Genomic DNA, 24541 nt, shown 5'->3' with positions numbered 1-24541 from the left:
ATCAGTCCGCGCGTTGTTGTGTATGCGGTGAGGCGCCAAAGTGCTTGCGAAGACACTTTGAGAAATGGCTGGCCGAACCAAATCCACACGCCACCGCAACGTCCAGAACGCGCATATCGGTTTGTTGCAGCAATGTCTTCGCGCGCTCAAGCCTGAGGCGGGTCATATAGTTTTTAGGGCTGGTGCCGACATATTTCTGAAACAACCGCTCTAGTTGACGCGTCGACATTTCAGCACGTTCCGCGACCACGCGCGGAGACAGCGGGGTTTCCAGATTTTCTTTCATGATCATCACCGCCGTCGCCAGCTTTGAGTGACGCGTGCCGAAACGGAACAGGTCTGTCTGCGTCTGCCGGCCATCGCTGTGCCGCACAGACGCATAAAGCAGTTGATCCGCCACACGAGAGGACGTGGTTTGACCGCATTTCTGGCTGATAAGGGAGGAAAACAAATCCAGCGTGGTCACACCACCGCCGCAGGTCGCAATCGGGCGTTCGTCGACATAGACCGAACACACAGTTTCGACCGTGGGAAACAGCTCGACCATCACGGGTTGCTGCTTCCAGTGCGCGCTCAAGCACTGGCCGCTTGCGACACCAGCGCCGGCCAATGTGCTTGACCCACCCCCAACGCCGCAAAGCTGCACGCCAAAACGCCGGGCTTGTCTTAACCAGGCTTTCAACTCGTTGGAAACCGTCTGCGCGACGGCCATTGGCCCGCAGATGACGATACAGTCGCCCCGTTGCGTTTTAGGCAACGCACCTTCCACTGATACGGTCATTCCAGAGGACGACGTTACAGGTTCGCCCGTTTCACTGACGATACACCATTCGAAGGGCGCATGATCCGAGGCATCATTCGCCGCAGCCAATGAGTCGATCCCCGAGCCCAACTCCAATGCCGAAAAGCCCGGCATAATCAGGAAAATGAACCGGTTGAGTTCAGCAGACCTGACACTTGACTGTGCAAAGTTGATTTCGGGGTGACCCATTTCGGCGTTCCTTTCTTAGGCGCGCATATTGGCGCCATTGGCGTCATATGCAGGAGCACCCAGAACTTCGGCGTCATAGAACTCGCCCAGGATTTCTACCTGCAGCTTTGTTCCCGGCACCGCGCTGTCCGAGGCGACATAGCCCATCGCCATCGACTTGCCGACGCGGTGGCCATAGCCGCCGGACGAGACATAGCCGACCGCTTCGCCGTCTTTCAGGATTGCCTCGTCGTTCGAGACATCGATGCCGTCCACGTCGATGGTCATGGTGACCAGCTTGCGGGCTACGCCATCTGCTTTGAACTTTTCGGTGGCTTCCTTGCCGACAAAGTCCTTCTTCCAGTTGATGAAGACATCCATACCGGATTCGACCGCGTTGAAGTCGGGACGGAAATCGGTGGTCCAGACGCCCCAGCCTTTTTCAAGGCGCAGCGACATCAGCGCGCGTGCGCCATACCAGCGGTAACCCAGATCGGCACCGGCCTCTTCGATCGCCTCGGCCAGACGCAGCAGGTACATCGGCTTGCAGTAGATCTCAAAGCCCAGCTCGCCCGAGAACGAGATACGATTCAGGATCACCGGCACGCCACCCACAAAGGTCTGGCGTAGGTCGCGGAACTTCAGCGCGTCGGCACTGACGTCGTCGCGGGTGATGCGGGCCAGCAGCTCGCGCGATTTGGGGCCGGACAGGGCGATCCCGTGCCAGTCATCCGAGACATTGGCATAGGTCACATCCGCAGGCAGGTCCTTTTGGAACCAGCGGCTGTGCGCATCCTGCATCGCGCCCGAACCAAACAGCATGAAGTGGTCATCGCCCAGACACGCCACGGTCAGGTCACCGTAAAGACGGCCCTTTTCGGTCAGCATAGGGGTCAGCGCCAGACGGCCGGGTTTCGGCACGTAACCTGCCAGAGTGCGGTTCAGGTAGTCGCGCGCACCGGCGCCCTTGAACTCGTGCTTGGCAAAGTTGGCGATCTCGATGCCGCCGACGGCCTCTTGCACGGCTTTGACTTCGCGCGCCACATAGTCGTGGCTGCGGTTGCGCTCGAACGTCGGGGTTTCATGGGCGTCTTCGGCATTGTCGGCAAACCACAGCGCGTTTTCCAGACCAAAGCCCTGACCCATCACGGCCCCCTTGTCGATCAGACGATCATAGAGCGCGGTGGTTTTCTGCATCCGGCCCTTGGGCAGCGTTTCGTTCGGGAAGGTCATCACGAAGCGGCGCTCGTAGTTTTCCGAGGACTTGATCGTGCCCCAGTCCGGCGTTGCAAACTCGCCAAACCGCGCCACGTCCATCGCCCAGACGTCGATCGAAGGCTCGCCGTCGATCATCCACTCGGCCATGGTCAGGCCAACGCCGCCGCCCTGGCAGAAGCCCGCCATGACGCCCACGGCGACCCAATAGTTCTTCATGCCCGGAACCGGGCCGATCATCGGGTTGCCATCGGGGCCGAAGGTGAACGGGCCGTTGATGGTGTCCTTGATGCCGGATTCGCCAATGGCGGGGATACGCTCGAACGACATTTCCAGACGGTCGGCGATGCGGTCCAGATCGGGTTGCAGCAGCTCGTGGCCGAAATCCCAGGGCGTGCCATCGACTTTCCACGGGGTAGATTTCGGCTCATACGTGCCCAGCAGCATGCCGTGGCGTTCCTGACGGAAATAGATGTTGGCCTCATAGTCGATGCCCGCGGGCAGACGACCGGCTTCACCCATGCTTTCCATGCGGTCCTTGATCATCGGGATCGCGTCGGTGATCAGATAGTGGTGCTCCATCGGCTGTACGGGCAGGTGGATGCCGGACATATGACCGACTTCACGCGCCCAGAGGCCGCCACAGTTCACAACCTGCTCGGCGTTGATGACGCCTTTGGGGGTGGTCAGATCCCAGCTGCCATCGGGGCGCTGGCTCATCGACGTCACGCCGCAATGGGTGAAATATTGTGCGCCGTGGTGACGGGCGGATTTCGCGAAGGCGTAGGTCGCGCCCGAGGGGTCCACGTCGCCGTCCTGCTCATCCCAGAGCGCGGCATGATAGTGTTTGGGATCGATCAGCGGGTGACGCTCGGCCAGTTCCTGCGGGCTGATGAATTCCTGATGCAGGCCCATATAGCGCGCTTTCGAACGCTCGCGCTTCAGATAGTCGTACCATTCCTTGGTCGATGCCGCGTAGAAACCGCCGGTGATGTGCATGCCGACCGAGTGGCCCGATGTTTCCTGGATCTCTTTGTACAAATCGATGGTATAGCTTTGCAGGCGCGAGATGTTGGGGTCCGAGCTGATCGTGTGTATTTGACCCGCCGCGTGCCAGCTGGAGCCGGAGGTCAGTTCATCGCGTTCCAGCAGGACGACGTCTTTCCAGCCGAATTTGGCCAGGTGGAAAAGGATCGAACAACCCACAACGCCGCCGCCGATGACGACGACCTTGGCGTGGGAGGGCAGTTGTTTGCCGGATGTGGTTTCGTCTTTTTGAATCTCGGGCATGAGAGGGTCCTGTGTCTTTTCTTGTGGTTGGGGGAAGGGGGCTGTCTGCCCCCTCTTGAGCCTGCGGCTCAATTCACCCCCGAGGATATTTTTGGCCAGATGAAGGGATCCCGGTTTTAGTACCAGGCGTCCGGGATTTCTTCTTTGCGTTTGGCGACATAGGCGGCCAGTTCTTCTTTCTTGGCTTCGTCCATCGCGGGGGGCTGATATTCGTTCAGCATCTGGTTCCAACGCTCATAGGCCCGGCGGCGCATGTCCTTGGAGCCGCCTTCTTCCCAGCTTTCGACATTCTCGCTGTCGCTGAGCTTGGGTTCATAGAACGCGGTTTGATAATTGCGCATGGTATGAGCGCAGCCCAGGAAGTGACCGCCTGCATCCACCTCATCATAGGCGTCGCGGGCAAAGGCGTCGTCGCTGGTGTCGAGGCCTTGGCTGAGAACCTTCTGATAGGACCCCAGACGGTCGGCATCCATGATCAGCTTTTCGAAGCCGGTGCACAGGCCACCTTCGAGCCAACCTGCCGAGTGCAGGACGAAGTTTGCGCCTGCCAGCATGGTTGAATGCATCGAGTCGGCGGATTCGTAGGCGGCCTGCGCGTCTTCGATCTTGGAGGCAGTCAGCGAGCCGCCGCAGCGCAGGGGCAGACCGGCGCGGCGGGCCAGTTGGCCGATGGCGTAGTTCGAGATCACCGGCTCGGGCATGCCAAAGGTCGGTGCGCCGGATTTCAGCGACATGGACGACAGGAAGTTGCCCAGAACAAAGGGCGCACCGGGGCGCAGCAGTTGAACATAGGCGCAAACCATCATCGCCTCGGCCATCGCCTGCGCGACACTGGCGGCGGTGCTGACCGGACCCATCGCGCCGGACAGGATGAACGGCACCACGATCAGGCCCTGACCGCGCGAGGAATAGACCCGCGCCGATTCCGTCACCACGCGGTCCACCAGCAGCGGCGAGTTGGTGTTCACGTTACCCATGATCACGCAGTTGTCTTCCATGAAATCCACGCCAAAGACGATCTCGGCCATGTCGACGCTGTCCTGTGCGCGGCTCATCTCGGTGATGGCCCCCAGATGCGGCTTGTCGCTGAGCGTCATGTGGGCGAACATCATGTCCAGATGGCGTTTGCTGACCGGAACGTCACAGGGTTCGCAAGTGACAAAGCCGCCGTGGTGCAGGTTGGGGTGCATATAGGTCAGCTTGACCAGCTTTTCGAACGACTCGATGTCGCCATAGCGGCGGCCGCCTTCCAGATCCCGCACGAAGGGCGCACCATAGACTGGGGCGAACACCTGATTGCCGTCGCCAATGACGACCGAGCGTTCGGGATTGCGGGCGACTTGCTGAAAGCTTTTGGGCGCTTTCGCGCACAGGTCACGAATCCATGACGCATCAGCACGAACAATGTCACCCTCAATGCGCGCGCCCACGCGGCGCCACAGTTCGAGTGCTTCGGGATCATCGCGAAAGGCAATGCCAACTTCTTCGAAGATCCAGTCCACTTGGGCCTCAAGGCGTTCCAAATCCTCTTCGTTCAAAGGATTAAAGAACGCCAGTTGGCGCCTGATATAGGGTGAAGCCGGTACGGAACCGGCCTCGGAACCACGGGAACGGGACTGACGTGCGCGCCGAGCCATAGAGCATACTCCAAATTTTTTGCGGCATACTATCTATTCGCGAATGGCCTGTGACGCTTGAAAATTTGTATGGTTAGCATAAACACAGTTTATGCAAGAACTCTGGAAACAGCTTGGATCACCACGTCATCTGGTCGTCTTCGAGGCCGCGGCACGGTTGAAATCCTTTACCCGCGCTGCGCAGGAACTGAATGTGCAGCAGCCTGCCGTAAGTGTCTCGATCCGACGTCTGGAAGAGGGGTTGGACACGGCCCTGTTCACGCGTGCCCACCGGCAAGTCACATTGACTGCGGCGGGGGAACGCCTTCTTGCTGACGTGACGCATGCGTTTGAACACTTGGCGCTGTCGGTCTCTTCGATCCAGCAATTGAACCAGACGGGATATGTAACGCTCAGCGCGTCAACGGCGTTCAACAATTACTGGGTCATGCCGAGGCTTGCGGATTTGCAAAAGCGGCATCCGCGAATTGACCTGAGACTGCAGTCCAGCGACCGTGAGCCCGATATCGATGCTGAAAACATCAGCCTTGCCGTGCGTCAGGGGAATGGCAACTGGTCGGGATATGACAGCGCGCTGATCGCTGATGAGGTCATTTACCCGGTTGCAGCTCCGCGTGTTATGGCGGCGGCTGTTGACTTGCGCAGCTTGCCCAACCTGCTGAATCAACGCCTGATCCATCTGGAAGAACCCATTCGTCAGCGGCCAAGCTGGAGCGACTGGTTCGCGAATTTTTCGATCAGGCATTCAGTTCCAAATACGGGTCTTCGTCTGAATGATTATGCCTTGGTTCTTCAGGCCGCGATGGCGGGCGAAGGCTTTGCATTTGGCTGGAAACATCTGGCAGACAGGCTGATAAGCCAAGGCTTGTTGGCCGGCAAAACTGAATGGGAGTGGAAGACCGGAAAGGGGTTTTATCTGGTCTGGTCCAAGAAAAACCCCCTGTCTGATGACGCGATCAAGGTCAGAGACTGGGTGCTGCATAATGCAAGCCATACAGCCTAAATGCTTACCGCGTTGCGCCCCGGCTGGACCGGGGCGCGGCATGTGTCCGCCCTAAATCACGCAGCGGCAATCTGACGGGCTTTTTCAACCATTACTTCGGCCTGACGGATCGACGCGTAATCGATCAGACGACCATCCAGCGAAACGGCCCCTTTACCGGCGGCTTCGGCCTCGGCCATTGCCTCCAAAATGCGTTGCGCTTTGTTGACCTCGGCGTCAGCGGGGGACATGACCTCGTTGGCCAGTGCGATCTGGCTGGGGTGGATGGCCCACTTGCCTTCACAGCCCAGAACAGCAGCGCGTTTGGCAGCGGCCTTATAGCCCTCGGGGTCCTGGAAATCTCCGAAGGGGCCATCAATGGGGCGCAGTCCATTGGCGCGGGCGGCCACGACCATTCGGGCCAGCGCATAGTGCCACATGTCGCCCCAATGGGTTGCGCGGGCTGCGTCGCCATCCGGATCCGTCAGAACCGAGTAATCCGGGTTGACCCCCCCGATGATCGTGGTCCGAGCGCGGGTCGAAGCCGCGTAATCCGCCACGCCGAAATGCAGGCTTTCGTTGCGTTTCGAAGCAGCGGCGATCTCGCTGACGTTCTGCATGCCCAGGGCGGTTTCGATGATGTGTTCAAACCCGATGCGCTTTTTGTAGCCCATGGCGTCTTCGATCTGCGTGACCATCATATCAACCGCATAGACATCCGCTGCGGTGCCGACCTTGGGGATCATGATCAGGTCAAGCCGTTGACCCGCCTGTTCCACCACATCCACTACGTCGCGGTACATGTAATGCGTGTCCAGCCCGTTGATGCGCACCGACATGGTCTTGTTGCCCCAGTCGATGTCATTCAACGCTTGGATGATGTTCTTGCGGGCTTGCTCTTTTTCGTCGGGGGCAACGGCGTCTTCCAGATCAAGGAAGATCACGTCGACATCCGATTTCGCGGCTTTCTCGAACATGCCGGGTTGGCTGCCCGGTACGGCAAGTTCGCTGCGATTCAGGCGTGCGGGGGCTTGTTCGATTGCATAAAAGCTCATGGGATTTGTCCTTTGAAGAGAGGCGCGTCAGATCACGCGATCACGAGGTGGGCGGCCTGCGAAAAAGTCGCCCAGATTGTCCAGAACGCGAAACCCCATGGCCTCGCGCGATTCCTTTGTGGCGCTGCCCAGATGCGGCAACATCACCAGATTGTCGCATTGCAGCAGATCCGGGCTGATGCGGGGTTCGCCGTCGAACACATCCAGCGCGGCACCGCCGATGGTGCCAAACATCAGCGATTGCACCAGCGCGTGCTCGTCCACGACCTCTCCACGCGCGGTGTTGATCAGGAACGCATCCGGTTTCATCAGGTCGAGACGTCGTCCGTTGATCAGGTGGCGGTTTGCAGCACCGCCCGGACAATGCAGCGAGACGAAATCGCATTGAGGCAAAAGCTCATCGACTGTTTCGACCTGAGTGGCATTGAACTGTTTCAGCACGTCGCTCGATACGGCACTGCGGTTTTGCACCACGATTTTCATACCGAACCCATGATGTGCCCGGCGCGCCATTTCCTGACCGATGCGGCCAAATCCGATGATGCCCAGTGTTTTACCGCTTACCTTGGTGCCGACCAGATGCGTCGGGCGCCAACCGGTCCAACCGCCTGCGCGCAGTTCACGCTCTCCTTCTCCTGCGCGGCGCGCGGCCATCAGCAGCAGCGTCATCGCAAGATCAGCAGTGCATTCGGACAGGACATCCGGGGTATTTGTGACCGTCATGCCCAGATCGCGTGCTGCGGGTTCACAGATGTGGCTGTAGCCTACGCCGTAATTGGCCAAAATTCTGGTCTGGGCCGCGGGCACATCCAGTGCTTCGGCGCTGAGCGTGTCGGTGACGGTGGGTAAGACGGCATCGTATTTACCAAGTGCCTCTCTGATTTCCGCCGGGGTCATCTGAGTGTCCCCGGTGTTCAGCACAGCGTTGTAGTTTTCGGCCAGCAACGCTTCGACGGCGGCAGGCCAGCGACGGGTAACAAGAACCGATGGTTTGACCATTACGCAGCCTTTCCCATAACGCGGGCGATGGTTTCACCGATCACCGCAGGGTTTTCGGCAACGGTCACACCGGCTGCCGACAGGATCTCGACCTTCTCACTCGCGCTTTCGCCAAAGGCCGAGATGATTGCGCCCGCGTGGCCCATCGTCCGCCCCTTGGGCGCGGTCAGACCCGCCACATACGCCACCACGGGCTTGGTGACGTGATCACGGATGTATTCCGCCGCTTCAGCCTCCTGAGGTCCGCCGATTTCGCCGATCATTGCGATGATCCGGGTGTCATCATCCTTTTCGAACCACTCGAGAATATCGCGGAAAGAGGAACCATTTATCGGATCCCCGCCGATGCCGACACTGGTCGAAACGCCGATTCCCCGTTCTTTCAACTGCGCCGCGGCCTCATACCCCAGCGTGCCGGAACGTCCGATGATGCCGACATTCCCTTGCAGATAGATATGACCGGGCATGATACCCAACAGCGCCTTGCCGGGGCTGATGGTTCCGGCACAGTTCGGACCGGTCAGGATCATGCGTTTGTCCTTGGGATAGCGGTACATGTAACGTTTCACGCGGATCATGTCCTGCGCGGGGATACCGTCGGTGATACACACGCAATAGCGAATGCCAGCGTCGGCGGCTTCCATGATCGAATCCGCAGCGAATGGAGGCGGTACAAAAACAAGGCTCGCATCAGCCCCGGTGGCCTCTACCGCCTGTTTGACCGTGTCGAAAACGGGAACGCCTTCGACAGTTTCGCCACCTTTGCCCGGAACGACGCCACCGACGACATTGGTGCCATATTCCAACATATCCTTGGTGTGCAGGCGCGCCATGCGCCCTGTGATGCCCTGAACGATTACGCGGGTGTCGCGATCCAGAAGAATGCTCATTACACGGCCCTCATCTTGGTGTTTTGAGACAGGTCGCTGCGCCATGCGCCAACTGCGCGCTCGGCAGCTTCCATCAAGGTTGTTGCGCGAATGATCGGCAGGCCCGATTTGGCCAAAATCTTTTGCCCTTCTTCGACATTAGTACCGGCAAGCCGCACGATGACCGGAATATCCAGCTCCAGTTCGCGCAGGGCCTGAACAACGCCTTCGGCCACCCAGTCGCATCGGTTGATCCCGGCAAAGATGTTTACCAAAACGGCCTGAACATTGTCATCGGACAGAACCAGTCGGAAGGCCTTGGCCACACGCTCTGGTGAAGCGCCGCCGCCAATATCCAGAAAATTCGCCGGTTCGCCGCCCGCCAGCTTGATGGTATCCATCGTCGCCATCGCCAGACCGGCACCGTTCACGATACAACCGATATTGCCGTCCAGCCCGACATAGGAAAGCCCACGATCAGCGGCCCTGCTTTCACGTGGGTCTTCCTGGCTTTTGTCGCGCAATTCAGCAACTTGGGGGTGACGGAACAAGGCGTTGTCGTCAAAGCTCATTTTGGCGTCAAGCGCCAGAACGCGGTCATCTGCGGTGATGACCAACGGATTGATCTCGACCATGGTCGCGTCGAGTTCGCTGAAGGCGGCATAGCAGCCCTGCAGCGTGCGCACCATGTGCTGAATCAAGCGTGGTTCCAGCCCTAGATTGAAGGCGATTTCGCGCGCCTGAAAATCCCGCAGACCGACAGCCGGTTCGACGATCGAACGCACGATACTGTCCGGACGCTCGGCCGATATCTCTTCGATCTCCATCCCACCTTCTGATGAGGCGACGATCATGACCCTTTGGCTGGACCGATCCAGCACAAAACCAAGGTAAATCTCGCGATCAATTGGCACGGCAGACTCGACATAGACACGATAGATGCCTTTGCCTTCGGGGCCTGTTTGATGCGTGACCAGCTTGCGGCCGAACATCTCGTCACAGGCTTCGTGAATTTCGCTTTCAGAGTTGCACAGCTTTACGCCGCCCGCTTTGCCGCGGCCACCAGCATGAACCTGAGCCTTGACGATCCATTTGTCACCGCCCAGCTCACGAGCCCGATAGGCCGCCTGTTCGGGGCTATAAGCCAGCGCGCCTGACGGGGTCTCGACCCCGAAATTCGAAAGTAGTTCTTTCGCCTGGTATTCGTGGATATCCATCTGCATTTCCTCCCGTTTATGCAGCGATAGATGTGCCGTAGCGGCTTTCCAGCAGCGCTTCGATGGCGTCAAAATCGACCGAGCCGCCCATTTCGCGGATGGCCTCGGCGAACAACATCACGATGCGGCTGACAGACTGGTGGTTCAGTTGGTTAAGAATGCCGATACGTACCTGCACGGGCGCGCTGAGTGTCGGCCAGATGCCAAAGCCACGGGCGCGGCAGTTCTGCACCAGCTCCATCTCGCGACCTGCAAGCTCTGGCGGCAGGTTCAAAACGACGAGGCTGGGCATGTCAGAGGTGACCTCGCACCCCATGGCTGCTACGGCATCCCGCAGAACGCCCTCATGCGTTCGGTAGGCCTGCGCGCGTTTGGTCAAACCTTCCTGCAGCGTCAGGCGCAGAGATTCGTGGAACGCGGCCACCGCGTAACCGGAATGCGTTCGGTGGTAGGTGCCTTTTTCAACATCCTGACCGTCGACAATACCCCAGTGACGGGCCTCGAAGATCGGGTTGTGAACATAGCTGTAGGCGCCGCTTGTCTTCAACGAGGCGATATAGGCGTCGGTAAAGCTGACCGGTGCATAGGTCAGAGGCAGACAGCACAAACCTTTTTGTGGACACGACGCCCAGCCCGCAATGCCGGGAAAGTCATCAATACGGAAATCGGCAACCCCAAGGGATGAAACGGCATCTATCAAACCCATCACGCCATGACGTTCGCACGCGTCTGAGAAACCGCGCAGATCGTTTACCCGACCTGAACCCGTCTCCCAATGAGCCATGAATGCCCATTTGGGTTTGTACTGCGCCAGAGCTTCTTCAACCATCGCACCGGTCACGGGCTGACCATGCGGCACTTCGATCACTGTTACACTGGCGGCTTGCGGATCCAGCGGGTTGGCTGCGTGCTCATCGGGGGTGGCAGCCTTGATGCGAAGGGTCAGGGCATCAATCCCCGAGAATGTACCGTTTGCAAAAGCCACAACCTTGTCGCCCGGCATGACTGCTGCGAACATGGTGTCCAGTCCGCTCCAACCTGTTCCGGCTACGGCAAAGGTGTAGGTATTGGTCGTGCCCCAGATTTCGCGCAGCATGTGCTTGCATTCGATCATACCGCGCAGAACGTCGCCCTGCATATGATCCGCCAACCCTGCCCCTGCAAATGCCTGCAGCACGCGGGCATCCGTGTTCCCTGGACCGGGACCCGCAGCCAGCGTCTCGGGGATTTCGAGAGTGGGGTAGATTTGAAAAGTCATGTGCGATCCTCCTCAGACGCGGGGACGGCAATTGCCCCGACTATCGCGTTGGCACGCAGAAAACCCGATCCTTGCCAGCGGACGCAACGTAACTTACTACTGCTTTTGGATATCTATTTAGGTGGAGAATTACCCACCCATTTGGGTGGATATACACAGGTATACCAAAAGCCTGCCCACTCTTTCGGGTAGGTTTTGGCGAATAAAGACGGAAAAACAATGGCTGACACCCAAACGCGTTCCATTGATGTCATGCTGGCCAACAACAATCCGCTGGTCTTATCGGCGATGTCCGAGATTTTTGAACGCGATCCGCGATTCTCTCTGGTGGCCACGTCGGCGACGGCCGAAGGCTTTTTGGGGACCGCCATGCGGGTTCCGGTTAAGGTTGGCATTGTCTCATGGGAATTGCCCGCTTTGGGCGCGGCCAAGCTGATTGAAGTGCTACGTGAACAAGCCAATGCACCACGTTTCGTGGTTTATGGCGACGACACCGGCGACATTCCACGGCAAGCCATGCAAGCTGGCGCTGCTGGTTTTGCCCCACGTTCAGGCGAGGTTGAAGGCCTGCTGGAAACCTGTGTCGATGTCGCCAAGGGCAAGATGGTGTTTCCTTTTATTGACGTCCGTAAAATGCAGCAAAGCCCGCTGCAGACGTTGTCTCGGAAAGAACTGGCCATTTTGGAGGCCTTGGCGAAAGGCATGTCGAACCGCGAGCTGTCAAAAGAGCTGCAGATTTCGACAAATACGGTGAAGTTTCACCTCTCCAACATCTATGAAAAACTGTCCGTGAAAAACCGCGCGCAGGCCATTGCGTTTTACTATTCAGCGCAATTGGACAAAGGGAATTCCTGACCAGCCGGTGTCTCCTTTGACCCTGTTTCCGATCTGCAAGCAAAGCGATGGTGGCGTCTAAGCAGTAACAGCCGTCAGGTTTCTTTTGCGGTTAACCTCGGCGCATGCCGACCTTTGGGGCAACGGTGGCCGACCCAAAATCATGTCGGCGGCTTTTTCCGCGATCATCGCCGTCGGCGCATTCGTGTTTGAGCCAACAATGCTGGGAAAGATGCTGCTGTCACAGACCCGAATGCCGTCGAAACCGTTGAGTTTCAACTGGGTATCCACGACCGCACCATAGTCCGACCCCATCCGACAGGTTCCCACTGGGTGGTAGGACGTACGCCCGTGATGGCGTACAAATTCCGCCAATTCCTCGTCAGTTTTCAGGCTGTCATCGGGCAACACAACTCTGCGCACATGTTTCGCAAGCGCGGGTTCGGAAAACACTCTGCGACTGGTTTTCAGCCCGGCAACAGTGGTGGCCAGATCATCCGGATGCCCGAAGAAATTTGGATCAATTCTGGGCACGTCAGAAGGCCCGCTGCCGGACAGACGTACCGTACCGCGGGCTTTGGGGCGCAAACCGTAGCAGTTCAGCGTAATCCCGGATTTGCCTTTCGGGACGCTGCCAACGCCGTCCTCGGCCCCGGCACCCGGCAGGAAATGGAACTGCAAATCTGGTATCGTCAGAGAGTCATCCGAATACCAGAACATCCCACCTTCAACGACATTGCTGGCGACAGGCCCTGTTCGGTTCATCAGGTACTGTAAACCGGCCCAAAAGGCCCAATGAGGTTTTTTGTATTTATCCAAACCGCCGTGATCACGCAGCTCTGCGACTAGGTCGATATTCACGTGGTCAGACAGGTTAGAGCCAACCTCGGCATGGTTTTCCAGAACCTCAACTCCAACTTCACGCAGATGATCGGCGGGTCCGATCCCGGACAGCATCAAGAGTTTTGGCGAACCGATCGCTCCGGCGGTCAGAATGATTTCGACGTCAGCATGCACCTGAGAAACCGTTCCTTTGTGCTGATATTCGACGCCGGAAACCCTACTGCCCTCCACTAACAAGCGCTGGCACTGGGCACCTGTTATGACTGTCAGATTTGTCCGACCCCGCGCGGGATCCAGGTAACCTTTTGCAGCCGAACATCTGCGGCCGTCGACCACATTCAATTGGTAATACCCTGCGCCGGCCTGACTGGGTCCGTTGAAATCGTGATTGAAAGGAACGCCAGATTGTTGGCACGCCATGACAAAGGCACGTGTCAACGGCAAAGGGCTGGCCACGTTGGACACGCCCAACGGCCCTTCGGTGCCGTGCCAATCATCAGCGAGATTCTGGTTCCCCTCGGATCGCAGGAAATAGGGTTGAACCTCGGCAAACGACCAGCCCGGGCAGCCTTCCTCAGACGCCCAGCGGTCGTAATCCTGCGGCACACCACGGGTAAAGACCTCGGCATTGACCGAGCTGCCGCCCCCTAGAACCCGCCCTTGTGCGTAAGGTATCCGGCGGTTGCCGGCATGAACTTGTGGTTCTGTATGATAGCCCCAGGTCAGGTTACTGCCGGTCGTTTTGGCAAATCCTACCGGCATGTGGATGTAGGGGTGCCAATCGCGCGCGCCCGCCTCCAATAGCAGGACGTGGGTTCCGGGATCTTCGCTTAGCCGGGCTGCAAGAACGCAACCTGCGGTGCCACCACCAACAATGATATGACTATACGAAGATCCGGCCATGACGCTCCTACGACGAACTGTGGGTTGGGCAGGTCACAAAGCACATGACGAAATCCACAATGAACTGCCGCCGTTCAGCCAAGGCCTCGGGGGTCATGTGATCAAAGGAATAGAGCTCTGTGTTGGTGAAGCGGTTGTTGAGATAATAGAACCCCAACCCCGCGATTGAGTGGTTTAACTGTATCGGATCGATACCTGGCCTGATCGAGCCTTCCTTGACGCCACGGTCCAGAACACCCTGCACGGTGCTGATCAGGTTGCTGGTTCGTCGCTGCACGATACCGGATTTCTTGAGGTATTCTGCCTTCAGAAGGTTTTCCTGATTTACAAGCGCCAGAAAATCCGGGTTGTCGACATAGTAATCCCACGTCGCCTCAACCAGTTTTCGAATGGCGGCCAAAGGCACAAAATCCTCAAGATGCAGGGACTCTTCCATCTTTCGGATGCCAAGATAGGCTTCTTCGAGAACCTCGATATAAAGCCCTTCTTTCGACCCGAAGTAGTGGTAAATCATCTTCTTGTTCAGGCCGGTGGGCTCGGCGATGGCTTCGATACCAGCGAGCGCAAACCCTTTGTCCGCGAACTCGCGTCGGGCAGAAGCGATCAGATCAGCCTTGGCGGTATCTGCATTTCTGCCGACACGCTTGACCGTCTTTTGTGTCTCTGATGCTTCTGCCATGCCGTGTCCCTCTGTTCTGCAAACCTACGGCACGTTCAACCTTTGCTCGCGCCCAAGGTCAATCCTGCAATAAAGTGGCGTTGCATTGCAAAGAACATCATAACGGGTGGCAACGCGGCGATAAGCGAGCCCGCAGCCAGCAGGTTGAAGGACGAGATGTATTGCCCCTTCAGCGTGGTCAGGCCCAAAGTGATGGGACGCAACTCATCCGACTGGATCAGGATCAAAGGCCAGAAGAAGTCATTCCAGATGAAGGTGAATTCCAGCACGGCCAGTGCTGCCAGCGCGGGGCGCACAAGAGGGACAATCACATGGATCAGGATTTTCCATTCGCTGACCCCTTCGGACCGGGCGGATTCAACCAGTTCAAAGGGCAATTCCGCGATGAAGTTCCGCATAAAGAAGGTGCAGAACCCGGTCTGGAATGCGATCTGGAACAGGATCACGCCGGTATAGGTGTCATAGATGCCCAGATCGAGCGTCAGTTGCCGCACCGGGATCATCAAAATCTGGAACGGCACAAAGTTGCCCGCGATGAACAGGGCAAAGATCACGAACCTGCCCTTGAATTTGTACAACGCCAGCCCCGCCCCGGCCAACGTTGACAGGAACAGCGCGCCGATGATGGACGGAACGGTGATAATCACGCTGTTCAGGAGGTAAGTCAGGATCGGGGACGAGCCGAACACCGCGCTGAAGTTGTCGATGAACGCCCACTCGGACGGTATGCCCCAATAGTTCCCATAGTTGATATCGTGCAGGGATCGCCCTGCTGTGGCAACGATGGCCAACATGGGCAGCAGCCAGATGATCAGCGAGATGGGCAAGCCGATCTTGTACATCAGCTGACGGCTTTTGGTGGATTCCTGTATCGGGCGCGGGAACATTAGCGAGACCCTTTCTCGTTTTTCAGAAGACGCATCAGGAACCAGGCGATGTAGACATCCATGATCAGGAACAGGATGGTCGCGATCGAGGCGGCATAGCCCATGCGATACCGGAAGATGGCGTTGTCATACATGTAGTAAGCCAACACGTTGGAAGAGTTGTACGGGCCGCCCTCGGTCATGATCGCAACCAGGTCGAAGGACCGCAGCGCGCCGATCACGGTAACAACGATGGCGATGAATGTGGCGGCGCGCAGTTGCGGCAGCACGATGTTGACCAGCAGACGCCAGCCCTTGGCGCCGTCCAGCCGCGCGGCCTCGATCATCTCGGGGTTCACGCTGTTCAGGCCGGTCAGGTACAGGATCATGCAATAGGCCGTCTGTGGCCAAAGCCCCGCAGCGATGACGCCAAAGGTGGCCCAGTCTTCGCTGGCCAGAATGGCGGGCAGTTTCAGACCCAAAGGCTCGATCAATGTCGCGACAAGACCAAAGGCCGGGTCATAGAACCATGTGAACACAAGGCCCACCACGATCTGGCTGACCACAAAGGGGAAGAAGAACAGCGACTTGACCAGCCGGATGCCGAACACCTTTTGGTTCAGGAACAACGCGACAAACAGACCAAAGACCGGAGCCAGCAGGAACAGAACCAGCCAGTAGATATTGTTGACCAGCGACTTCCAGAAAACCGGGTCATCCCAAAGCAGTTTGTAGTTGTTGAAGCCAACCCATTTCTTGGGGCCGATCCCCTGCCATTCGGTAAACGACAGTGAGATGGATTGAATGATCGGGTAGATCACGAAAAGCGAGAACATCGCAAAGGCCGGGGCGATGAACAACAACGGCATGATGACCAGCTTGTTGCGGCTGAAGAAGGTCGTGTGCCTGCGCTGTGCGCCTACCGCTGGCGCTGCCATATCGGTCATTGGGAAATCCTCGTTTCTGAGTGGTCCCGGCGCGCGATACGCCGGAACCCCTTGCCTGTCGTGCGGGATCAGATCTCGCCGTAGATCCGCTTGCGCTCGGCCTCGATGCGTTCGAGGATGTCGTCGATGCGGTCAGGGTTCTGCAGGAATTCCTGGAAGCCCTGCATGCCAACCTTGGCCAGTGCCGGATCGGTGTCACGGTCATAGAACTGCATGATGCCGTTTGCCTTGCTCAGTTGGGCAAAGCCACCTTGCGCAAACCGATCATCCTTGACCGAGGCATTGATGTTCGGCGGCAGCATGTCCAGCGTACCGGCGGTCTTGGTCTGGTTTTCCGCAGCCGCCGCGAATTTCAGAAACAGACGCGCGTCTTCTTTGTTCTTGGCGTTCACCGGAATGTGGAAGCTGTCGGTCGGCGCATCTTCATAGATACCCACGCTTTCGTCGATGATCGGGAATGGGAACCATTCAACCTGTTCGCGCACATCATCAGGGAACATCGACACGATGAACGGGGCCAGCAGATACATGGCCGCGTCACCCTGGTTCATGAAGGGCAGTGCTTCCTGGAAGGAATAGGCGGGGTGATTTTCGACATAAAAGTCGTTTTCGGCCAGTTCGCCCCAGACTTCGAACACTTTGCGCACGCGGGGATCTGTGTAAGCGACCTTGCCGTCCATGAGTTCGGCATGGAATTCCGCGCCGTTCACGCGCATGTTCAGGAAGTCAAACCAACCAGCCGCAGGCCACAGGTTCTTGGTGCCGATGGTCACGGGCGTGATACCCGCCGCCTTCAGCTTTTCGCCAACGTCCTTGAACTCTTCCCAGGTGGTGGGGGTTTCGGTGATGCCAGCTTTGTCAAACAGGTCCTTGCGATAGTAGAGACCCCAGGCATAGTAGGCGTAAGGCACACCATACTGTTTGCCATCAACGGTCGAAGCCCCTGCAACGGCGGGCATTTTTTCGAACAGGTTTTCTTCTTCCCAAACGTCCGAGACATCTTCCAGCAGACCCAGATCAACAAAGACCTTCATGCGGTTGCCCGCGTTCCAGGTAATCAGGTCCGGAGCATCCGAGACCAGGAAGTTGCGCAGGGCAACCTTGAAAGCCTCGTGATCGTAGAGGTTGAATTTGACGTCGATCTCGGGATACGCGGCTTCGAAATCGGCGATCAGGTCCTCCATCGCCTGCTTTTGTGCAGGGTCGGACGTGTTTGCATTCATGACCAGCTCACGGGCAAACGCCGTGGTGGATAGCGCTGCTACGGCTGTCGCGCAGAGCAGAGTTTTTACGAGTTTCATAGTTCCTCCTCACTGTTGTTTCAGCCGCATTCTGCGGTCTGATTTTGTCCAGCCGATCAGGGCCGAACCCTTACCCGTCCTTGCGGGTATTCGATCATGTCCGTTACTCACCGGTGAGTTACCAAGTGAGCAACCGCCATTACCCCTCCATCCGCATCAGCAGCGCGTTGGTTCCGTTTTGCACTGATGCACCGTTTTGATTGGTTACGTCGAAATGCAGTTCGACGATCCCGCGATCCCCCTTCGACGTGGGTCGCATGGACTTTACCGAAATCTCGGCACCGATGCTGTCCCCCGCAATGATCGGTGCCTTAAAATTCCATTCTTTCCAGCCCAGCGACGCCACCGCCTGAAGCTGAACATCAGCACGGTTCTTGAGGCCATCGATCAGACAAAGCCCAAGCAACCCATGCGCGATCCGGGCAGGAAACCCCTGCGATCGCGCGAATTCGTCATCCATATGGACATCAAAGAAATCGCCAGAGATCCCGGCAAAATTCACGATATGCGTTTCTGTCACTACGATCCGACCGGTCCGGAAGAAGGCCCCAACCGAAAGGTCTGAATAGTAGTATTTACCTGCAGGCAACGGAGTGGCGGCGCGGGTAGTCATGCTGCGGCCTCTTGATTGCGGATCGCACCGGCGGACGCGCTAAGCGTTTTGCCATCGGCATCGAAAAGGTGGCAATAAGCGTCGGTCAATTGGGCCGTCACCTTGGTTCCGAATTTCGGTGGCGCCTCGCTTTCGGCTTTCAGGATCACGTCCTGACCCGCCTTGCTGGTGCCATAGGCATAGGCAATACCACCAAGGTTTTCGACCACGTCGATATGAACCTCAAGACCCGGTCCACCCACGGTTCCCAGCAGATGTTCGGGGCGGATGCCGATTTGAACAGACTGTCCTTTTTGAACGCTGCTGCCTGAGCGCAGCGGAATTGACACGAGATGGTCGGTCGCGCCATCCACCTTTACGCTGGCCGAGCCACCGTCGTTATCCATCACCACAGCATCCAGGAAATTCATCTGCGGAGAGCCGATGAAGCCCGCAACGAATTTATTGTCGGGCGTCGTATAAAGCTCCAACGGGGAGCCAATCTGTTCGACCAGACCGTCGCGCAGGACAACGATCTTGTCGGCCATAGTCATCGCTTCGACCTGATCGTGGGTCACGTAGATCATTGTCGCACCGATCTCATGGTGCAGTTTGGAAAGCTCCACCCGCATCTGAACGCGCAATTCGGCATCGAGGTTCGACAGAGGCTCGTCAAACAGGAACACTTTGGGTTCGCGCACGATGGCCCGGCCAATTGCGACACGCTGACGCTGACCGCCCGACATCTCTTTGGGCTTGCGATCCAGCAGGTGCTTGATCTGCAAAATCTCGGCGGCCTTGTTCACCCGCGCATCAATCTCGGCCTTGGGCGTCTTGGCCATGCGCAGACCAAAGCTCATGTTCTGGGCCACGGTCATATGCGGATAGAGCGCATAGGACTGGAACACCATCGCCGTCCCCCGATCCGAGGCTTCGACATCGCTCATGTCTTCGCCGCCGATCATCAACTCGCCCGAGGTGATGCTTTCCAGTCCACAGATCATCCGCAGCAATGTGGACTTGCCGCAGCCCGAGGGGCCGACGAAGACCACGAACTCACCGTGATCGGCCTGAAGGTCGACCCCCTTGATGACATCAACCGGGCCAAAGGATTTTCGGACGTTTGTTAGTTTAATCTCTGCCATTTACTCAGTCGGATCAGTTCTGACCCTATCCTCCCCATGTTCCTCAGCCCCGATCAAACGTCGGTCACCCACCGTTCCTGTTGTGCGCCGATCTGAAGATGGACCGACTTCAATTCCGTATATTCCTCGATACCGTAGCGACCTGTTTCGCGCCCATTTCCAGACTGTTTGAACCCGCCCAAGGGCAATTCCGGAAAGCCCGCCAAGGCGGAATTGACCCAGACACGACCCGCCTGAATGCGCCGGGCACATTGCAATGCAGTGGACATGTCATTTGTCCAGACATACGCCGCCAGCCCGTAATCCGACGTGTTGGCCAGCTTGATGGCCTCGGCCGTGTCACTGAATGTCATCACGGACAGAACGGGGCCGAAAATCTCTTCCTGCGCGATGCGCATCTCGGGGCGGACATTGCCTAGAATGGTCGGCGGGAAATACAGCCCATCATAATCCCCTGCATTCCCGCCACAGACCAAGCTTGCGCCCTCGTCCAGACCAATCTGAACGTAAGAAGCAATCTGGTCATACTGTCGTTGGTTGATGATTGCGCCGATGCGCGACGTGGGATCGAACGGATCGCCAACCTTCAGGTCTTTTAGCCGTTCGGTCAGGCGCGTCTGAAAGGCCTCTGCAATGCTATCCTGCACCAAAAGGCGAGACCCGGCGATGCAGCATTCGCCCATGTTCACATTTGCGGCCTTGAGGACGCCGTCGACCGCTGCGTCCAGATCACAATCTGCAAACACCACTGAAGGCGACTTGCCGCCCAATTCAAGCGAGAGCTTTTTGATATTCCCGGCCGAGGCCTGAATCGCCATGCGACCGACACGCGTAGACCCGGTAAAGGCAACCATGTCGACATCGTCGCTTTCAACGATTGTTTGACCTACGGGGTCGCCGGTTCCAGCCAGAATGTTGCAGACACCTGTTGGCAGCCCAGCTTTGTGCAGATACTCGGCGATTTTCAAAGATGTCCCGGATGTAAATTCGCTGGGCTTTGCAACCACGCTGCATCCCGCAGCCAAAGCAAATGGCAAACGCTCAGACAGGATCAAAAGCGGGAAATTCCACGGCGCGATGATCCCAACTACGCCGATGGGCTCTCGCAGAACCATGCCGACCATCTCTGGCCCCAGCGTATTGTGACTGTCGCCGTGCAGCGACCGGGCTGACCCTGCTGCGTAGTCCCACAGCTCGGCGGCAAACAAGATCTCGCCGCGCGACACGGACAAAGGCTTGGAAGTCTCGAGGGTTTCTATAAGAGCAAGTTCCTCGACGTTTTCGCGAATGCTCTGGGCGACCTCGCGCAGGATACGGGCTTTTTCACCGGCATAGGTATAGGCCCAATCCCCGGCGTCAAAGCTTGATCGCGCGGCGGATATGGCATCCAGCGCATCCTGCTGGGTGGACGCAGGATAAACCGAAACGACTTTGCCATGCGCAGGGCTTTCACGTTCGATCACCGCACCATCGGCTGCGTTCCAAAATGAACCCGCGATGTAGTTCTTGTACCGTTTGGGTTCCGCAAAGATCGTATCAACCCTATCCAGCATTGATCCCTCCTACAGCGGAAAACTCGACGACGGACTGTTTGCAGGACTTGCTGCGCTGAAAACAAGTGCGCGACATCAGCGCCAAATTATCCGAAATGAGCGGAGAGAATTCCATGCGATCAAGAATGTCGGTCTGCAAGTTCACGCCGGGTGCAATTTCGATCAGCTCGATACCCTCGGGTGTCAGCCGGAAAACCGCGCGCTCGGTGATGTAAAGCACCGGTTTTCCGATCGCGGCAGCCATAGTGCCGCTAAACGTGATCTCGCCGACCTGATTGACAAACTTCGGGATGCGGCCCGGCTGGGAAATCTGAAGCTGACCGTTTTCTACGTCGACCTTCAGACCTCCGCCCTCGAACGTACAACAAAACGCAACCGCCTTGGACCCTTGTGAAATATCTACGAACCCACCGGGGCCCACGACATTTACCCCAAGCGACGAGACGTTGACATTGCCCACGGCATCAACCTCTCCGGCACCCAGAAACGCAAAATCCGCGCCGCCACTGCTGTAATAATCGAACTGATCCGTGGATCGCATGATCGCACTGGGCAGGGTTGCCGCTCCGAAAAGCGGTCCGTCAATGAGCTGGCCGTTGTGAATACCTTGTTCGACAGTCACCCAGATTTCGTCCAGATGATCCCGCTCTTGCAGGATCGCAGCAATTCCTCCCGGAATGCCAAAGCCGAAATTTATGGACTGTCCCGGCTGAATTTCGTCTGCCGCGCGCCGCGCCACTACCGCACGCGCACCGCTTGGGGAGGACATGCCATCGAAGGCACCCCGAGCAGGCAACTCGGCCCACGGCAGACCCGCCAGACAGGGTTCATACCCGCCAGCGTGTGTTTGTGGTTGATCCGGCACTTCCGCGATCATGTCCACCATGATCCCGGGCACCTGCACAAGGCGCGCAATGCACTGCTGGGCCGGTCGCCGCTCTCGCACTTGTGCCAATACGCGCCCGCCTGCGCCGCGTGCGGCCAGGGCAATCGCGTTGGCGTCCAGATCCCCGGCCTCTTCCGCACAGGAAATATTGCCAAATTCGTCGCAATAGGTTCCCCGAACAATTGCAACATCCGGCTTAATCGGCAGGTAACGGATGTAGTCCGAACCATCAATTGAGATGACTTCGCTCAGCGGCGCAGCTTTCTTTGCTGCGTCGTTTGCTGCACCGCCCCCGTTGCGTGGATCGTAGCAGGTTCCGATCCCTACGGTGGTTATCAAACCCGGACGGCGCGCCCCGCTTTCTCGCATCAGCAAGGAAATGACCCCAGACGGAAGTGTAAAGGCCTCGATCTCGTTGTTTCGGGCCAGTTCCTGCATGCGAGGGGACCAAGACCAATGGCCGCCAATAACCCTCTTGACCATACCCTTATGCGCAAACCGGTTTACGCCACGCTGTTTTGCATCCCCAATACCCAGCGCGTGAATCAGAGTCAGATCCTTCGGGTGCCCGGTTTCCAGAAAGCGCGTTTCAAGCGCAGCAAAGATCGCATCAGGCTCTAGCATTCCACCGCCGTTGCCGGTGACAACAACCGTGTCCCCGTCCCGCACGCTGTCTGCGCAATCACTGAGCGATACTGTCTTCAAAGTTTCCTCCCGGGTATTTTTGTTATTATTCACTCTCTGGAGAGTTATCGCGGAATCAAAAAATGTCAACCACTTTTGGATGACGTTTTACGCGGCATCCAAAGGCGCATCCCAAGTCGGCGCGTAAGGAGCAAGTTCGGGCAACTCAGCGCTGCTAATGCGATAGTTCGCAACACAAAGCTTTTGAATGCGCGCCATGTCTACCGAAGACAAGACGAAGTCCATGATATCAAAGTTCGCTTCCAGGTTTGCGCGCTTTGTGGACATGGTGTTCAACGAAACGCCCTGCTGCAAAATCCAGCGCAACACGACTTGCGCTGCAGACTTTCCGTACGCCTGCCCGATTTCTGCAAACAGAGGATATTTGAACACTTCGCCTCTTGCGACCGAACAATACGATGCCAACGGAATCCCTGTTTCAGCAGACGCTTTCAACAGCCGGCGCTGATCGAGAAGCGGATGGAATTCGACCTGGTTCGTAACCAGAGGTACGTCCATAAAACGCACGGCTTCCCGCATCATTTTAACAGTATAGTTTGAGACGCCTATATGTTTTGCGTACCCCTTTTCATGCGCTTGCTGCAGAAGGGTTAGCGAGGGCTCGACCGGATTATCCTGAGGTGGCCAATGCAGCAGCAGAACGTCCACATAATCCAGCTTCAGATCCTTCAGGCTTTGTTCGACCGAAGCCATAAACCTGTCGGAAGACATGTTTTCCGGCTGCACTTTGGTTGTGATCAACAGCTCGTCTCGCGCGACCCCGAGATCGGGGATGATCTGTCCAAGATCAGCTTCGTTGCCGTACCACTGCGCGGTATCAAAAGCACGGTAACCAACCTCAACAGCCGTTTGAACTGCATCACGAAGGTCGTCTCCCAGCAAAGGGAACGTACCAAACGCCCGTTGATTACAGCCTTTGAAAAAGATGGACATTAGCGACCTCCCCACTTCTCGCCTTACCAGAATCTCTGGTTTGGCCACTGGGGCTTGTTAATTCACTCTATGGTGAGTTACAAGTCTTTTCGAAACCGACCGGAAGGACAGCCCTCATGATCAAACATCTCGTCTTCGTAAAATATTCCTCGGATGTTAGCGCAGAGACAAAATCCGGAATTCTCACCGACCTCGGCAACCTTCGTTCTGAAATAGACGGCATCTTGGATTTTGGGTTCGGTCCAAACCTGTCACCAGAAGAGCCGGTGGTACATGGCTTCAAGGACATGTTCTGGTTTGACTTCAAAGACCTTCAGACGCGCGACGCGTATCTCGAGAACGAAACGCATAAGGCCATCGGCGCCCGTATTGGGGCCGCCGCTGATGGCGGAGCGGCGGGTATTTTTGTCTGCGATATCGAACTGCCGTGATGTATCGCGCGGTTGATCTTAAGAACTCTTGCCAACCCGGAGATAACCATGGCGGCTATGGTCAGGTGATTGCCCATATTGCACTGCCTGACAGCACGCCCGACAACGGCCATTGGATTCGCCGAAAGCGGAACACTGTTTTACGTTGCGCGCACGGCTCTCTCTACATGGGTCAGGTTACGAGGGAACAAGATATCTCGGTTGCGGACGTCTTTGCCATGGACCGGTCAGAACATGCGTTTCACGGAGGGTCCATACCGATATTTCTGAAAGGGAACGGTCTGATCGGCGCGTTTACGGTGTCAGGTTTAGAGCAGGTCGAAGATCATAAGTTCGCCGCCCGAATGCTGGGGATGCATTCCCAGAATACTTAATTGACGGACTTTGGCAGAGGTAAACGAGCCAGCTTGATGCCAAAACGAACAGGCAAA

General features: G+C 57.3%; 22 protein-coding genes. 4 read left to right on the top strand and 18 right to left on the bottom strand.

The annotated features are described in order from the left end of the window. Position 1: 1 nt before the first annotated feature. The 3 genes from ACR0DG_RS19965 to ACR0DG_RS19955 form a co-directional block, all read right to left on the bottom strand. Positions 2 to 991: a GlxA family transcriptional regulator gene (locus ACR0DG_RS19965; RefSeq protein WP_480700112.1), complete on the bottom strand. Its 990-nt coding sequence runs from the start codon at positions 989 to 991 to the stop codon at positions 2 to 4. A 15-nt stretch (positions 992 to 1006) separates the two neighbouring features. Further along, entirely contained in the window at positions 1007 to 3475 is a 2469-nt protein-coding gene (locus ACR0DG_RS19960) for a GcvT family protein (RefSeq protein ID WP_480700111.1), read from the bottom strand. 116 nt (positions 3476 to 3591) lie between these two features. Continuing rightward, positions 3592 to 5112, bottom strand: coding sequence for a trimethylamine methyltransferase family protein (locus ACR0DG_RS19955; protein ID WP_480700110.1), 1521 nt, complete (start codon positions 5110 to 5112; stop codon positions 3592 to 3594). Positions 5113 to 5203: 91 nt separating this feature from the next. Here ACR0DG_RS19955 and ACR0DG_RS19950 point away from each other — a divergent pair, with 91 nt between their 5' ends. Next, on the top strand, positions 5204 to 6115 hold the full coding sequence (locus ACR0DG_RS19950; protein ID WP_480700109.1) for a LysR substrate-binding domain-containing protein: 912 nt from the start codon (positions 5204 to 5206) through the stop codon (positions 6113 to 6115). A 56-nt stretch (positions 6116 to 6171) separates the two neighbouring features. Here ACR0DG_RS19950 and ACR0DG_RS19945 read toward each other — a convergent pair whose 3' ends face one another. From ACR0DG_RS19945 to ACR0DG_RS19925, 5 genes are read right to left on the bottom strand one after another with little or no spacing between them, the layout of a single operon-like run. Then, the gene (locus ACR0DG_RS19945) at positions 6172 to 7149 is read right to left on the bottom strand and encodes an HpcH/HpaI aldolase/citrate lyase family protein (protein ID WP_480700108.1); all 978 of its coding nucleotides are present in this window, start codon (positions 7147 to 7149) and stop codon (positions 6172 to 6174) included. Positions 7150 to 7176: 27 nt separating this feature from the next. Beyond that, positions 7177 to 8148, bottom strand: a complete 972-nt coding sequence (locus ACR0DG_RS19940) for a 2-hydroxyacid dehydrogenase (protein ID WP_480700107.1) — start codon at positions 8146 to 8148, stop codon at positions 7177 to 7179. Then, complete coding sequence (sucD, locus tag ACR0DG_RS19935) at positions 8148 to 9038, bottom strand: succinate--CoA ligase subunit alpha (RefSeq protein WP_480700106.1); 891 nt, start codon at positions 9036 to 9038, stop codon at positions 8148 to 8150. Before sucD ends, ACR0DG_RS19940 begins: the two co-directional genes overlap by 1 nt. Then, positions 9038 to 10234: a malate--CoA ligase subunit beta gene (locus ACR0DG_RS19930; protein WP_480700105.1), complete on the bottom strand. Its 1197-nt coding sequence runs from the start codon at positions 10232 to 10234 to the stop codon at positions 9038 to 9040. The genes sucD and ACR0DG_RS19930 overlap by 1 nt, the downstream gene beginning before the upstream one ends. A 16-nt stretch (positions 10235 to 10250) precedes the next feature. Continuing rightward, positions 10251 to 11492: a pyridoxal-phosphate-dependent aminotransferase family protein gene (locus ACR0DG_RS19925; protein ID WP_480700104.1), complete on the bottom strand. Its 1242-nt coding sequence runs from the start codon at positions 11490 to 11492 to the stop codon at positions 10251 to 10253. 219 nt (positions 11493 to 11711) lie between these two features. Here ACR0DG_RS19925 and ACR0DG_RS19920 point away from each other — a divergent pair, with 219 nt between their 5' ends. Then, a complete protein-coding gene (locus ACR0DG_RS19920) occupies positions 11712 to 12347 on the top strand; it encodes a LuxR C-terminal-related transcriptional regulator (RefSeq protein ID WP_480700103.1) in 636 nt (211 codons plus the stop codon). Positions 12348 to 12404: 57 nt separating this feature from the next. Here the strand turns inward: ACR0DG_RS19920 and ACR0DG_RS19915 are convergent, their stop codons facing one another. The 10 genes from ACR0DG_RS19915 to ACR0DG_RS19870 form a co-directional block, all read right to left on the bottom strand. Then, complete coding sequence (locus ACR0DG_RS19915; protein WP_480700102.1) at positions 12405 to 14072, bottom strand: GMC family oxidoreductase; 1668 nt, start codon at positions 14070 to 14072, stop codon at positions 12405 to 12407. Positions 14073 to 14079: 7 nt separating this feature from the next. Then, positions 14080 to 14751 (bottom strand): TetR/AcrR family transcriptional regulator, encoded by a 672-nt coding sequence (locus tag ACR0DG_RS19910; protein ID WP_480700101.1) that lies wholly within the window; start codon positions 14749 to 14751, stop codon positions 14080 to 14082. Positions 14752 to 14786: 35 nt separating this feature from the next. Then, the gene (locus tag ACR0DG_RS19905) at positions 14787 to 15638 is read right to left on the bottom strand and encodes a carbohydrate ABC transporter permease (protein WP_480700100.1); all 852 of its coding nucleotides are present in this window, start codon (positions 15636 to 15638) and stop codon (positions 14787 to 14789) included. Beyond that, complete coding sequence (locus tag ACR0DG_RS19900) at positions 15638 to 16555, bottom strand: carbohydrate ABC transporter permease (RefSeq protein ID WP_480700147.1); 918 nt, start codon at positions 16553 to 16555, stop codon at positions 15638 to 15640. Before ACR0DG_RS19900 ends, ACR0DG_RS19905 begins: the two co-directional genes overlap by 1 nt. A 77-nt stretch (positions 16556 to 16632) precedes the next feature. Beyond that, entirely contained in the window at positions 16633 to 17865 is a 1233-nt protein-coding gene (locus ACR0DG_RS19895) for an ABC transporter substrate-binding protein (RefSeq protein WP_480700099.1), read from the bottom strand. Between the two features lie 139 nt (positions 17866 to 18004). Then, positions 18005 to 18478 (bottom strand): MaoC family dehydratase, encoded by a 474-nt coding sequence (locus ACR0DG_RS19890; RefSeq protein WP_480700098.1) that lies wholly within the window; start codon positions 18476 to 18478, stop codon positions 18005 to 18007. Beyond that, a complete protein-coding gene (locus tag ACR0DG_RS19885) occupies positions 18475 to 19602 on the bottom strand; it encodes an ABC transporter ATP-binding protein (RefSeq protein WP_480700097.1) in 1128 nt (375 codons plus the stop codon). The genes ACR0DG_RS19890 and ACR0DG_RS19885 overlap by 4 nt, the downstream gene beginning before the upstream one ends. Before the next feature lie 53 nt (positions 19603 to 19655). Then, entirely contained in the window at positions 19656 to 21155 is a 1500-nt protein-coding gene (locus tag ACR0DG_RS19880) for an aldehyde dehydrogenase family protein (protein ID WP_480700096.1), read from the bottom strand. Continuing rightward, positions 21145 to 22746, bottom strand: coding sequence for a CoA-transferase (locus ACR0DG_RS19875; protein ID WP_480700095.1), 1602 nt, complete (start codon positions 22744 to 22746; stop codon positions 21145 to 21147). The genes ACR0DG_RS19880 and ACR0DG_RS19875 overlap by 11 nt, the downstream gene beginning before the upstream one ends. An 87-nt stretch (positions 22747 to 22833) precedes the next feature. Continuing rightward, positions 22834 to 23679 carry an aldo/keto reductase gene (locus ACR0DG_RS19870; RefSeq protein WP_480700094.1) on the bottom strand — a complete coding sequence of 282 codons (846 nt, stop codon included), beginning with the start codon at positions 23677 to 23679 and terminating at the stop codon, positions 22834 to 22836. Between the two features lie 116 nt (positions 23680 to 23795). On the opposite strand from ACR0DG_RS19870, the gene ACR0DG_RS19865 reads away from it, so the two are divergent. Together ACR0DG_RS19865 and ACR0DG_RS19860 are read left to right on the top strand one after the other, a co-directional pair. Next, positions 23796 to 24110: a Dabb family protein gene (locus tag ACR0DG_RS19865; protein WP_480700093.1), complete on the top strand. Its 315-nt coding sequence runs from the start codon at positions 23796 to 23798 to the stop codon at positions 24108 to 24110. After that, positions 24110 to 24484, top strand: a complete 375-nt coding sequence (locus tag ACR0DG_RS19860) for a heme-binding protein (RefSeq protein ID WP_480700092.1) — start codon at positions 24110 to 24112, stop codon at positions 24482 to 24484. Before ACR0DG_RS19865 ends, ACR0DG_RS19860 begins: the two co-directional genes overlap by 1 nt. Positions 24485 to 24541: the final 57 nt, after the last annotated feature.

It is taken from the genome of Ruegeria sp. BG8 (assembly GCF_056538325.1).
This window is presented reverse-complemented; position numbering and strand designations above follow the sequence as displayed.

Bases quoted from the DNA above. Each gene is read 5' to 3' on its own strand.
- ACR0DG_RS19905 (WP_480700100.1), bottom strand. From the start codon at position 15,638: ATGTTCCCGCGCCCGATACAGGAATCCACCAAAAGCCGTCAGCTGATG.
- ACR0DG_RS19920 (WP_480700103.1), top strand. From the start codon at position 11,712: ATGGCTGACACCCAAACGCGTTCCATTGATGTCATGCTGGCCAACAAC.
- ACR0DG_RS19930 (WP_480700105.1), bottom strand. From the start codon at position 10,234: ATGGATATCCACGAATACCAGGCGAAAGAACTACTTTCGAATTTCGGG.
- ACR0DG_RS19965 (WP_480700112.1), bottom strand. From the start codon at position 991: ATGGGTCACCCCGAAATCAACTTTGCACAGTCAAGTGTCAGGTCTGCT.
- ACR0DG_RS19885 (WP_480700097.1), bottom strand. From the start codon at position 19,602: ATGGCAGAGATTAAACTAACAAACGTCCGAAAATCCTTTGGCCCGGTT.
- ACR0DG_RS19870 (WP_480700094.1), bottom strand. From the start codon at position 23,679: ATGTCCATCTTTTTCAAAGGCTGTAATCAACGGGCGTTTGGTACGTTC.
- ACR0DG_RS19860 (WP_480700092.1), top strand. From the start codon at position 24,110: ATGTATCGCGCGGTTGATCTTAAGAACTCTTGCCAACCCGGAGATAAC.
- ACR0DG_RS19955 (WP_480700110.1), bottom strand. From the start codon at position 5,112: ATGGCTCGGCGCGCACGTCAGTCCCGTTCCCGTGGTTCCGAGGCCGGT.
- sucD (WP_480700106.1), bottom strand. From the start codon at position 9,038: ATGAGCATTCTTCTGGATCGCGACACCCGCGTAATCGTTCAGGGCATC.
- ACR0DG_RS19895 (WP_480700099.1), bottom strand. From the start codon at position 17,865: ATGAAACTCGTAAAAACTCTGCTCTGCGCGACAGCCGTAGCAGCGCTA.
- ACR0DG_RS19900 (WP_480700147.1), bottom strand. From the start codon at position 16,555: ATGGCAGCGCCAGCGGTAGGCGCACAGCGCAGGCACACGACCTTCTTC.
- ACR0DG_RS19880 (WP_480700096.1), bottom strand. From the start codon at position 21,155: ATGCTGGATAGGGTTGATACGATCTTTGCGGAACCCAAACGGTACAAG.
- ACR0DG_RS19960 (WP_480700111.1), bottom strand. From the start codon at position 3,475: ATGCCCGAGATTCAAAAAGACGAAACCACATCCGGCAAACAACTGCCC.
- ACR0DG_RS19915 (WP_480700102.1), bottom strand. From the start codon at position 14,072: ATGGCCGGATCTTCGTATAGTCATATCATTGTTGGTGGTGGCACCGCA.
- ACR0DG_RS19910 (WP_480700101.1), bottom strand. From the start codon at position 14,751: ATGGCAGAAGCATCAGAGACACAAAAGACGGTCAAGCGTGTCGGCAGA.
- ACR0DG_RS19945 (WP_480700108.1), bottom strand. From the start codon at position 7,149: ATGAGCTTTTATGCAATCGAACAAGCCCCCGCACGCCTGAATCGCAGC.
- ACR0DG_RS19925 (WP_480700104.1), bottom strand. From the start codon at position 11,492: ATGACTTTTCAAATCTACCCCACTCTCGAAATCCCCGAGACGCTGGCT.
- ACR0DG_RS19890 (WP_480700098.1), bottom strand. From the start codon at position 18,478: ATGACTACCCGCGCCGCCACTCCGTTGCCTGCAGGTAAATACTACTAT.
- ACR0DG_RS19865 (WP_480700093.1), top strand. From the start codon at position 23,796: ATGATCAAACATCTCGTCTTCGTAAAATATTCCTCGGATGTTAGCGCA.
- ACR0DG_RS19940 (WP_480700107.1), bottom strand. From the start codon at position 8,148: ATGGTCAAACCATCGGTTCTTGTTACCCGTCGCTGGCCTGCCGCCGTC.
- ACR0DG_RS19950 (WP_480700109.1), top strand. From the start codon at position 5,204: ATGCAAGAACTCTGGAAACAGCTTGGATCACCACGTCATCTGGTCGTC.